Consider the following 11775-nt stretch of genomic DNA (forward strand, 5'->3'; position numbering starts at 1 on the left):
ATTCAATATTTTAATTAAAACTATTTTCAAAGGCTTGAATTTATGCGACTTTTGTAGTATAATAGAATTTATAATGGAGTAGTAGGAGGAAAAATGAGAATTTTAGGCATAGACCCAGGCATCGCTATAGTTGGTGTGGGCATCATTGATTACGACGGCAACAAGGCTCGCGATGTGTTTTACGACGCGATTACAACGCACAAAGACCTTAGCTTAGATAAAAGACTTGAGAAAATTTATTTTGAGCTTGGAGCTATAATAGATAAGTATGACCCAGATGAGGCGGCAATCGAAGAACTTTTTTATTTTAAAAATCAAAAAACAGTTATACAGGTCGCTGAAGCAAGAGGAGTAACGCTACTTTGCTTAAAGCACAAGGGTTTAGCTACATACGAGTACACTCCACTACAAATTAAACAAGCTGTTACTGGCTATGGAAGGGCTGAGAAAAAGCAAATGCAAGAGATGGTTAAAACTTTTCTTCATTTAGAAAAGGTACCAAAACCTGACGACGTTGCCGATGCTTTAGCGGTTGCTCTAACTCATAGCGCAAGTATTAATTTTAAAGATCAATTTTTATTGAGGTAAATATGTTTGAGTATATGATTGGACAAGTCGTAGATAAGAAGAAAGATTACATAGTTTTATTAGTAAATAACATTGCTTATAAAGTATTTACATCTAAAGAAACTATGGAGAGCGATATCTACGATGGTGAAGTAAAAATTTATATGAATTTAGTAGTTAGAGAAGATGACATGAGTCTATATGGCTTTGCTAATAGATATGAGCTTGATTTTTTCAGTTTAATTACAACTGTTAATGGAGTTGGACCAAAGACTGCCATAGGTATTTTATCTGAACAAAAAGTTATAGATTTACAAAAGGCAATTGTAACAAATGATGAAAAAGCTTTAATGAAGGCTCATGGCATAGGCAAAAAAACTGCTCAAAGAATAATTCTTGAGCTTAAGGATAAAGTTAGTAAGGGAAGTGAATTTGAAGACATTGCGAGTGTTGTAAGCGTTGGAAGCAACCTAAATGAAGCGATAGAAGCACTATGTTCTCTTGGCTACAATAAATACGAAATCACAAGCATTGCAAAAGGTTTAGACGAGACTATGGAAGTAGAAGATTTAATTAAAGAGCTATTGAAAAGGCTTTCAAAGTAGGTGTTTAAGTGGAAGAAGATAGATTAATAACGACTGATTTAAGATCAGGAGAAGAAAATTTTGACAATTCATTGAGACCAAAGTGGTTTAATGACTACATTGGCCAAGACAGCGTTAAAGAAAAGCTTAAAATTTTCGTTAATGCTGCAAAGATGAGAGGCGAGCCACTTGACCATGTTCTCTTATATGGACCACCAGGACTTGGAAAGACTACACTTGCGAATATCATTGCAAATGAAATGGGTGTAAATATCAAGATAACATCAGGTCCTGCGATAGAAAGACCGGGAGATTTGGCATCAGTACTCACAAATTTAAAAGACGATGACGTATTATTCATTGACGAGATACACAGAATTTCACGCTCTGTAGAAGAAATTTTATATCCAGCAATGGAAGACTATTCACTTGACTTAATCATCGGCAAGGGACCATCAGCAAGGTCAGTAAGGATAGACCTTTCAAGATTCACTCTTATAGGTGCAACTACAAGAGCAGGACTTTTGTCATCACCGTTAAGAGATAGATTTGGTGTGATATTAAATTTAGATTTATACGACGAAGAGTCTTTATGTGAGATAGTTACAAGATCTGCTGGCATTTTAGATGTAAATATTGATGAAGAAGGCGCAAGAGAGATAGCCAGAAGATCAAGAGGTACACCAAGAATTGCAAACAGGCTTCTTAAAAGGGTTAGAGACTATTCTCTAGTTCTTGAAGATGGTTCAATTACAGGTAAAATTGCAAAAAAAGGTCTAGATATACTAGAGATAGATCACTATGGACTTGATAAAACAGACAGAAAGATACTTGATGTAATGATAAATACTTATGGAGGCAATCCTGTTGGCTTAGATACGCTTGCAGCATCATCAAATGAAGAGAGGACTACGGTTGAAGATGTTTACGAGCCATACCTAATTCAGCTTGGTTTCATCGCAAGAACACCAAGAGGCAGAATTGCAACAAAGTTAGCTTATGAACACATGGGCTACAAGTATGATAAAGGAGATACAGATGAAGAATAAAATATTATTTATACTAACAATATTTTTATTAATGTTTTCTATGAGAAGCGCTAAAGCCGAAACTGGATATGAGCATATAACTAATGTTGATGTAAAATTAGGCATAAGCGAGCAAAACATGAATGAATTAAAATTATCTAGTAATGATGGTTTTGAAATAAGAGATATGTTCTCAAATTTAAGTTTATTTCAAAGTTTTGAGAAAAATATTGTTTTAAAATTAAATGGCCAAAATTATGATATATACGACTCTTTAGGAAACTATTTATCAAGTATGGCAACAAATAAAACTATGAAGATTTTATCTCCTGGAGCTAATCCTATCAAGATAAATAATAAAAGATACAGAGGTTATTTAACATTTGCTTATATAGACAATCAATTGTCTATCATAAACAATCTTGGACTTGAAGAATATCTTTATGGCGTTGTTCCAAGAGAGATGCCAAGCACTTTTTCGTACGAAGCACTTAAGGCACAAGCTGTAGCGGCTAGGTCTTATGCTGTTTGTAGCGTTACAAGAAATAAAGATAAATCATTTGATTTATACGATACTGTATCTAGCCAAGTTTATGGCGGTTTTGATGCCGAAAGGGATAATGTGAGAAAAGCGGTTGATGAAACTAGAGGACAAATCTTACTATCTGATGGAAAAGTTGTTAACGCAACATACTCATCGTCAAATGGCGGATACACAGCGGATGCTAATGATGTTTGGGGAACTAAATTTAAATATTTAATTTCTAAAGAAGATAAATATTCAATAAATGAACCAAATTATAACTGGAATTTTGAAATTTCAGCAAATGATTTGATTAATGGGCTAAAAAAACAAGGCATTAATGTTAAATCAATTAATCAAATATATGTTAAAGAAAACAATATTAGCAAGAGAGCAAAAACTATTGCTATAAAAGATGGCAATAAAGAAGTTCTTGTTGATAATAATAAATTTAAAAACGCTATTGGTGCGAACAAATTCAAGAGTAGTATGTATACTATTGAAATTAGTGGTTCTGCTACAAATAATGTTAAGGTTGAAAAGAAAGAAGATGAGGATGTAACAGTTATTTTTGAAGGTGATGTAGCTATATTTATAAACAACGAAACAAGCAAAAATACTGATACAAAACCATCATTAAATACTGACGCAAAGGTTAAAATATCTGGTCATGGCTGGGGTCACGGTGTTGGACTAAGTCAATGGGGTGCTAATAACATGGCTAAGGCTGGACTAAAATATGATGAAATACTAAAATTTTACTATGACGGAGCTGAAATAAGTAATGGAAACTAAAGATTTTTACTATGATCTACCTGAGGAGCTGATTGCTCAGCACCCAATAGACAAGAGAGATGAATCGAGACTTATGGTCTTGGATAGAAAAACTGGCAAGGTCGAGCACATGATTTTTCATGACATAATAAACCTTCTTCATGAAGGCGATGTGCTAGTCGCAAACGATAGCAAGGTAATACCTGCGAGACTTTTTGGTAATAGACCTGGAAAAGAAGAAAAGATTGAAGTACTTTTGATTTCACAAACTGAGGAAGATACTTGGAAGACGCTTGTTAAGCCAGGCAAAAAAATGAAAATAGGCGCAGAAATTGAATTTGGTCACGGCCTATTAAGAGCAGAAGTTGTTGATATCGATGACGACGGCGTTAGATATATAAAATTTAAATACGACGGAATATTTTTAGAAATATTGAATGAACTAGGCGAAATGCCTCTTCCACCATATATTAAGGAAAGGCTAGAAGACAAAGACAGATACCAAACTGTTTATGCCAAAAATCTTGGCTCGGCAGCTGCACCAACAGCTGGGCTACACTTTACTAAGGAGCTTTTAAAAGAGCTTGAAGAAAAGGGAGTGAAGATAGTTTATTTGACACTTCATGTTGGACTAGGAACATTTAGACCAGTGAAGGTAACAGATGTTGAGAAACATAAGATGCATAGCGAGTTTTATAATCTTTCTGAAGAGGCAAGCGAGATTATAAATAAAGCAAAAAAAGAAGGAAGAAGAGTTATAGCTGTTGGAACTACTACAGTTAGAACGCTTGAAACAATAGCTGCAAAAGGCGAGATAAAAGCTAGTCACGGATGGACTGATATATTCATATATCCGGGCTTTGAATACAAGGCAGTTGACGCGCTAATCACAAATTTCCACTTACCAGAGTCAACGCTAATTATGCTTGTAAGTGCCTTTGCATCAAAAGAGATGATACTTAACGCATACGCAGAAGCTGTCAAAGAAAGATACAGATTCTTCAGCTTTGGCGATGCAATGTTTATATTGGATAGATAATATGGAATTTGAATTAATTAAAAAAGATAGTAAAACTAAAGCAAGAGCAGGCCTAATGAAGTTAAAGCATGGAGTGGTTGAAACACCTATCTTTATGCCAGTTGGTACTAGAGCGACAGTAAAGACTATGACACCTGATGAACTAAAGGACTTAGGTGCTCAGATCATTCTTTCGAACACATATCACTTGCATTTAAGACCGGGAGAAGATATAGTTCAAAAAGCTGGTGGACTTCACAAGTTTATGAACTGGGATAAGCCAATCTTAACTGATAGCGGTGGTTTTCAAGTATTCAGCTTAGGCGAGATGAGAAAAATTACTGAAGAAGGCGTTGAGTTTCGCTCACATATAGATGGCTTAAAGCTGTTTATATCTCCAGAGAAATCGATTGAGATACAAACTAAGCTTGGCAGCGATATAATGATGGCCTTTGATGAGTGTGCTCCATATCCTGCTAGTAGGGAATATATTATAAACTCAATGCACAGAACGACTAGATGGCTTCAAAGATGTAAGGAAGCTTGGACTGATAGAGAAAATCAAAATTTATTCGGAATTATCCAAGGAGGTCTTTATAAGGACCTTCGTAAAGAGCATGCCAAAGAAATTTGTTCAATTGACTTACCTGGTTATGCTGTTGGCGGATTATCTGTAGGCGAGCCAGTCGAGCTAATGAACGAGGTTCTTGATTATGTAACTGATTACATGCCTGAAAATAAACCAAGATACAATATGGGCGTTGGTACACCGTTATATTTATTTGAATCAGTCGAAAGAGGTATAGATATGGCTGACTGCGTTCTTCCAACGAGAATATCAAGAAACGGAACGCTTATGACATCACATGGAAGACTAGTAATAAAGAACGCTAAATACAAAGAAGACTTTACAAAGCCAGATCCTGAGTGCGATTGCTACACTTGTAGACATTACTCAAGAGCTTATTTGAGACATTTATTTAATGTCGACGAGATTCTTGCTTATAGACTCGCAACTATTCATAATTTAACTTTCTTATTAAAGATGATGAAAAATATTAGAGAGTCAATCTTAGGAGATTATTTCTTAGAGTATAAGCATGAATTTTATAAAAAATATGGATATTTAAAGTAATATAGTGTATAATAGTATTAACACTAGAGGGAGGTTATATAATGACATTAACATTTTTAACAGGAGCTGCACAAGCAAACGCAAGCGGATCATTACTAAGCATGATAATACCTTTTGTATTATTCGGAGCATTCGCGTACTTCTTTTTAATCAGACCACAAAAGAAACAAGCACAAAAGTTACAAGAGTTAAGAGATTCACTTAAAGTTGGAGATCAAATTGTAACAATTGGCGGTATTTTAGGTAAAATTGTTCAAATCAAAGAAGATGTTTATGTAATCGAAATAAGTCAAGGACAAAACATGGAGATTGCAAAATGGGCTTTTAGAGATAGAGCAACAAGAAAAGAGATTAAAAACGTAGAAAAATCAGAAGATTTATAAAATGCAAAGGCTGGTCATAGTGGTCAGCCTTGATTTTTTTTGATTAAATACGAGTATTTTGGGTAAATATACTTAGGTGGTGATTTAATGCGAAATATATTTTTATTAGCCAATGCAGATGTTTTTCTACTTACAGATATTGCAGCATTTTTATTAGTGTTAATAGGCATGTTCTTTTTAAGCCTCGCCTTAATCAATAAGAAACAAACAGCTTACATAACATTATTTTTCTTAATACATCTAATTTTGTTTGGATCTAGAATACTATGTCAAACAAATAATTTTTATCCGCTAGCAATATTTATATTTGGCTGTATATTTATAGTTTTAGAAATATTTATACCAGGATTCACATTAACAGGAGTCATTGGTATATTAGGCTATCTAACATCTATAATTTTAGCGTTTAGTGATTATAAATATGGCTTATTAGCAATAATTATTTCTCTTAATTTAAATGTAACTTTTATTAGATTTATGTTTAAAAAGGGCTACACATTAAAAGGTTTAACACATTTTGTTTTAAGTACACAGTCAAATTTAAAAGAAAATAAAGAAGAAATAGATGAATTAGAAAAACTAATTGGCAAAGAAGCAAAATCAATAAGTTCACTTGGACCAACAGGTTTTGTCCTGGTAGACGAAGTAAAATACAACGCTATAAGCTACGATGGATATCTTGATAATAATCTTGATCTTAAGGTTATAGCAGTTAAAGGAAGATATTTAATAGTTGACAAGGAGGTTAAGTAAAATGTTTTTATTAGGAAATTTAATTAATGGAATTTTATCAGGAGGATTTATATTTATAATACTTGGTCTTATAGTGCTAAGTATGTTCTTTTCATTCGTGCCAATAGGCTTATGGATAACAGCATTCTTCTCAGGAGTTAAGGTTAGCATGGCTACACTTACTGGTATGAGACTAAGAAGAGTTGCTCCAAGCAAGATTATTAACCCAATGATTAAGGCTACAAAGGCTGGACTTGATATAAAAGTTAACGAACTAGAAGCACACTACTTAGCTGGTGGTAACGTAGATACACTTGTCGACGCACTTATAGCAGCACAAAGAGCTGATATACCACTAGACTTTACAAGAGCAGCAGCTATAGATCTAGCTGGTCGTAATGTGCTTGAAGCTGTTCAAGTAAGTGTAAACCCTAAAGTTATTGAAACTCCTTCCATATCCGCGGTTGCTATGAATGGTATCGAAGTTGTTGTAAAAGCAAGAGTAACTGTTAGGGCCAATATCGAGAGATTAGTCGGTGGTGCTGGAGAAGAAACTATCATCGCAAGAGTTGGTGAAGGTATTGTAACTACAGTTGGTAGCGCGGATACACATAAGGCCGTGCTTGAAAATCCTGATAGCATTTCAAAGACAGTTCTTAAAAAAGGTCTTGATTCAGGAACAGCTTTTGAAATACTTTCTATAGATATTGCAGACATTGACGTTGGTAGAAATATCGGAGCTAAATTACTTATGGATCAAGCAGATGCCGATAAGAAGATAGCTCAAGCTAAGGCAGAAGAAAGACGTGCCATGGCCGTTGCTAGCGAACAAGAAATGAAGGCTGAAGTACAAAAGATGAAATCAAAAGTTGTTGAAGCTGAAAGAGAAGTTCCTCTAGCTATAGCTGAAGCACTAAAGAATGGTAATTTGGGCGTTATGGATTATTATAAGATGAATAACATAAACTCAGATACTGATATGAGAAAGTCAATATCCGACACACAAAAGCTAGATAAGTAGGATAATATGGATGGATTGTTTGTATTAGCTTTTTTATTCGTGTTCATATCTTCGATATCTACGGTTTTAAAAGAAGCCAACAAGAAAAAGCAAAATGATGAATTAGATAAAAAGATTGAAGATATTTACAAAAGGACTATGCAAGATAATAATAAGAATAAAAAGCCTAATAAGATTAAAAAAGATGAGAATGTTAAAAAGATAGGTAATTTAGAAAAGCACTATGACGAAGCCATAAGAGACGATTATAAAGAGATGGCTGAGGATTACTTTTCTGATAAGAGAAGAAAGCTAGATGAGTATCTTTCAAGAGACATCAAAGATAGGCTTCGCGAGTATAAGGAAAATAAAGAAATAAAGCTTAATCAAGAAAAAGAAGAAAAAATTGATTTATTAAACACAGAAGAAAATTGTCCTTATAATCAAATTGAAAGCGAAGAAATTGGAGAAAAAAATATACAATTTTCTAGAAATAACTTGGCAAAATCTATTGTTATAAAAGAAATACTAGATAAACCACTAGCACTAAGGAGGATTAATGAGTAGAGAACTTAATTTTGACAGCAATAAGCAAGAGGCATTAGCTGGAAATTTAGATACAAATATCAAAATAATTGAAAAAGAATTAGATGTAAAGCTTGATATGAAGTCTGACAAGATAATCATAGCGTCAAATGATGAAGATAAAGAGACTATGGCAGAAAGACTTATTAAGGCTTTGTCGGCACTTATCGATACGCAAAAATCACTTAGTAAAGAGGATATTTATTATTCAATCAATCTAGTGAAAAAGTCTAAAGAAAATCTTTTATATGACATTCAAAAAGATGTCGTTGCTATAACTAGTGAAGGCAAAACCATAAGACCAAAGACTATAGGTCAAAAAAGATATGTAGACATGATTAGAAAGTCTGGTATTACTTTTGGCATAGGTCCAGCAGGAACTGGAAAGACTTATCTTGCCATCGCTATGGCTGTTAATGCTTTTAAAAATAAAGAAGTATCAAAGATTATACTAACAAGACCAGCTGTTGAAGCAGGGGAAAATCTTGGCTTCTTACCTGGAGACCTTAAAGAAAAAGTAGACCCATATCTAAGACCGGTTTATGACGCTTTATATGAAATCATGGGCAAAGATCAATATGAAAAAAATGCTGAGAGAGGCTTAATTGAAGTTGCTCCACTTGCTTACATGAGAGGTAGAACCTTGGACAAAGCATTTATAATCCTTGATGAGGCGCAAAATACTACAGAAGAGCAAATGAAGATGTTTTTAACTAGGATGGGCTTTAACTCTAAGGTTATAGTTACTGGTGACATAACACAAAGAGATTTACCAAAAGGTAAAAAATCTGGCCTTATAGCAGCTAGCCATATCTTAAGAAATATTAGCGGCATTAGTTTTATTGAACTTACTCAAACTGACGTTGTTAGAAACATATTAGTACAAAGAATTATTGAAGCATATAATATTTACGAGAGCAAAAAGCTTGAAAAAGAAAGTAAAGAAAGAGAAGAAAAAGATGGACATAGTGATAAATAACGAAAATAATTATCCGATTGAGGCCTCTTATGAAGATACTATGAAGAAGATTGCCTCGCTTGCACTAGAAAAAGAAAGTCTTGATGATAACTATGAAGTGGGCCTTACTTATGTATCAAAAGAAGAGATAAAAGATTTAAATAGAGATTACAGAGACATAGACAAGGTTACAGATGTATTATCATTTCCATTGATAGAAGATTTTTCATCTGATGAAACTCTTTTAGGCGATGTTGTCATCTCATACGAAGTTGCCCAGGAGCAAGCTAAGGAATATGGTCACAGCCTTGAAAGAGAAATAATGTTTTTATTCACTCATAGCATTTTGCATTTGCTTGGATACGACCATATTGAAGATGACGAAAGACTTATTATGGAACAAAGACAAAGAGAGATACTTGATGAGCTTAAAATCATGCGTTAGTATTGAAATTATAGCCAAAATATTGTATAATAAAGATTCGGGGGATATATAATGGATAATAAAAAACTTATTGAATCTGCCTTAAGCGTTTTAGATAGATCATATTCCATTTATTCAAAATATAAAGTAGCCGCAGCTGTTGAAATGGCCGATGGAACCGTGTATAAAGGCGTCAATATTGAGAATGCATCGTATGGCTTAACAATATGCGCTGAAAGAAGCGCCATAGCAAACGCTATTACAAATGGTGATTCTAGAACAATAAAGAAGATAGCAATTCTTAATAAAGATTCATATCCATTCCCATGTGGAGCGTGCAGACAATTTATAAGTGAATTTACAAAAGACGCTGAGATAATTGTTGCTAAGAGCTCAGATGATTATAAAGTTTTTAATATAAAAGATTTATTACCTGAATCTTTTTCATTAGATGATAATTAGAGGTGAAACGATGGAATTTAAATCAGGCTATGTAGCTGTTGTTGGTAGACCAAACGCTGGCAAATCAACGCTACTAAACAAACTAGTTAAATTTAATATATCGATAATTTCAGATAAACCGCAAACTACAAGAGATATAATCAATTTTATATATACAGATGATGATGCACAAATCATCTTTATGGATACACCTGGATATCAAATCGCTAGAAATAAGCTTGGCGACTACATGGACAAAGCCATGAGATCAGCTTTAGAAGATGCTGACATGATTCTTTATATTATTGATGGCTCAGTACAATTTAAGGCTGGAGAAAAAGAGCTTATGGACATAGTTACAAGCGCAAATAAAGACGTAGTCATCGCTATAAACAAGATAGATAAAAAAGAATCACATATAGATGAAATTATTGCTGAGATTAACTCAAGAAATCTTAAATCAATCACAGTGCCTATAAGCGCTGGCAATGACGAGAACTTAGATAAATTATTAGACGAGATAAAAAATATTCTAAAACCAGGTCCAATGTATTACGATGGTGAGTATTTAACTGATAAACCGATGAAGTTTATTGTCTCTGAAATAATTAGACAAAAGTGCCTTTTGTACTTATCTGAAGAAATACCTCACGGTATCAATATTGAGATACTTAAGTATGAAGAGCTTGAAGATAGTGTTAATATAGATGCTATCATATATTGCGAAAGAGATAGTCACAAGGGCATAGTCATTGGTAAAGATGCTTCTATGATTAAAAAGATTAGACTTGCTGCTAAAAAAGATATCAAGGCAATGCTTGATACAGAGGTTAATCTTAAGCTAAATGTAAAAGTTGCCAAAAACTGGAGAAAGAACGAGGATAAGGTGAAGTTTTTTGGATATAAATAAGTCCGAAAAGTTTAGAGGCATTGTAATTGCAAGCAAGAGTGATCACAAAAGCGGAAAGATACTTGATATATACACAGTTGAACTAGGACGTATCAAAGCTTATGTGCGAAGTGCTTATGATTTAAGAGATAATGTTTCGAGAAGCTCCTTTGTATTTACTGAATCTGAATTTAGCCTATCGCAATATAAAGACATTTTTATGGTAAACGATTCAAAAGTTTTGTATGCACCAAAGCTTCTTGATGGCGATTTAAAAAAGATTCAAGATTTTGCTTTTTTATCAGAACTTCTTATGACTTTATTAAATACACAAGAGGGCGACGATTATATCTACACTATGATAATTACAATGCTAAACGTCATGGACATATATCCAGAAAAAGCTAAACTAATAATATTAGCCTTTATTTTGAAACTAATATACATACTAGGCTATTTCCCTAGAATTCAAATAAAAGATGAAATTAATACTTATAGCTTTAACTATGAAGATGGCATGATTATCGCAAGAGACAAAGAATACTCAAATAAATCAATAACAATAAAAGAAATAAACTTTATGAATTATTTATTAAATAGCAAATTTAAAGATTTAATAAGTACAGAATATGAAGAAAAATATATATTAAATTTAAAAAGATTGTTTATAAATTATATTTTATATATATTTGATAAAGATGAATTTAAGACTCTTAAAGTCAAATATTGAGGAG

At 33.3% G+C, this 11775-nt stretch carries 15 protein-coding genes; all 15 read left to right on the forward strand.

All coding sequences use genetic code 11. The features are described 5' to 3' along the window. Positions 1-93: 93 nt before the first annotated feature. The 15 genes from ruvC to recO all read left to right on the forward strand — a co-directional run bounded on the left by ruvC (position 94) and on the right by recO (position 11771). Positions 94-588, forward strand: a complete 495-nt coding sequence (gene ruvC, locus M1R53_RS03555; RefSeq protein WP_019214757.1) for a crossover junction endodeoxyribonuclease RuvC — start codon at positions 94-96, stop codon at positions 586-588. 2 nt (positions 589-590) lie between these two features. Further along, positions 591-1172, forward strand: a complete 582-nt coding sequence (gene ruvA / locus M1R53_RS03560) for a Holliday junction branch migration protein RuvA (RefSeq protein ID WP_249243092.1) — start codon at positions 591-593, stop codon at positions 1170-1172. A gap of 8 nt (positions 1173-1180) precedes the next feature. Further along, a complete protein-coding gene (gene ruvB, locus M1R53_RS03565) occupies positions 1181-2200 on the forward strand; it encodes a Holliday junction branch migration DNA helicase RuvB (protein ID WP_070598764.1) in 1020 nt (339 codons plus the stop codon). After that, complete coding sequence (locus tag M1R53_RS03570) at positions 2190-3497, forward strand: SpoIID/LytB domain-containing protein (protein WP_249243093.1); 1308 nt, start codon at positions 2190-2192, stop codon at positions 3495-3497. Before ruvB ends, M1R53_RS03570 begins: the two co-directional genes overlap by 11 nt. After that, the gene (gene queA / locus M1R53_RS03575; RefSeq protein WP_249243094.1) at positions 3487-4515 is read left to right on the forward strand and encodes a tRNA preQ1(34) S-adenosylmethionine ribosyltransferase-isomerase QueA; all 1029 of its coding nucleotides are present in this window, start codon (positions 3487-3489) and stop codon (positions 4513-4515) included. Before M1R53_RS03570 ends, queA begins: the two co-directional genes overlap by 11 nt. Before the next feature lies 1 nt (position 4516). Continuing rightward, on the forward strand, positions 4517-5629 hold the full coding sequence (gene tgt, locus M1R53_RS03580) for a tRNA guanosine(34) transglycosylase Tgt (protein ID WP_249243095.1): 1113 nt from the start codon (positions 4517-4519) through the stop codon (positions 5627-5629). Positions 5630-5670: 41 nt separating this feature from the next. Continuing rightward, positions 5671-6012 (forward strand): preprotein translocase subunit YajC, encoded by a 342-nt coding sequence (yajC, locus tag M1R53_RS03585; protein ID WP_019214763.1) that lies wholly within the window; start codon positions 5671-5673, stop codon positions 6010-6012. 87 nt (positions 6013-6099) lie between these two features. Continuing rightward, entirely contained in the window at positions 6100-6765 is a 666-nt protein-coding gene (locus tag M1R53_RS03590) for an NfeD family protein (protein ID WP_249243096.1), read from the forward strand. 1 nt (position 6766) lies between these two features. Then, positions 6767-7765 (forward strand): flotillin-like protein FloA, encoded by a 999-nt coding sequence (floA, locus tag M1R53_RS03595; RefSeq protein WP_019214765.1) that lies wholly within the window; start codon positions 6767-6769, stop codon positions 7763-7765. A 6-nt stretch (positions 7766-7771) separates the two neighbouring features. After that, complete coding sequence (locus M1R53_RS03600) at positions 7772-8311, forward strand: hypothetical protein (protein WP_249243097.1); 540 nt, start codon at positions 7772-7774, stop codon at positions 8309-8311. Continuing rightward, positions 8304-9308, forward strand: a complete 1005-nt coding sequence (locus tag M1R53_RS03605) for a PhoH family protein (protein ID WP_249243098.1) — start codon at positions 8304-8306, stop codon at positions 9306-9308. The genes M1R53_RS03600 and M1R53_RS03605 overlap by 8 nt, the downstream gene beginning before the upstream one ends. Continuing rightward, a complete protein-coding gene (gene ybeY / locus M1R53_RS03610) occupies positions 9256-9732 on the forward strand; it encodes an rRNA maturation RNase YbeY (RefSeq protein WP_249243099.1) in 477 nt (158 codons plus the stop codon). The genes M1R53_RS03605 and ybeY overlap by 53 nt, the downstream gene beginning before the upstream one ends. A gap of 51 nt (positions 9733-9783) precedes the next feature. Continuing rightward, on the forward strand, positions 9784-10173 hold the full coding sequence (gene cdd / locus M1R53_RS03615; protein WP_249243100.1) for a cytidine deaminase: 390 nt from the start codon (positions 9784-9786) through the stop codon (positions 10171-10173). Between the two features lie 10 nt (positions 10174-10183). Continuing rightward, entirely contained in the window at positions 10184-11062 is an 879-nt protein-coding gene (gene era / locus M1R53_RS03620; RefSeq protein WP_249243101.1) for a GTPase Era, read from the forward strand. Beyond that, positions 11049-11771 (forward strand): DNA repair protein RecO, encoded by a 723-nt coding sequence (gene recO / locus M1R53_RS03625; protein ID WP_249243102.1) that lies wholly within the window; start codon positions 11049-11051, stop codon positions 11769-11771. The genes era and recO overlap by 14 nt, the downstream gene beginning before the upstream one ends. Positions 11772-11775: the final 4 nt, after the last annotated feature.

Origin of the sequence: Fenollaria massiliensis, from assembly GCF_023347705.1 — a bacterium.
Taxonomy (GTDB): Bacteria; Bacillota; Clostridia; order Tissierellales; family Peptoniphilaceae; genus Fenollaria; species Fenollaria massiliensis.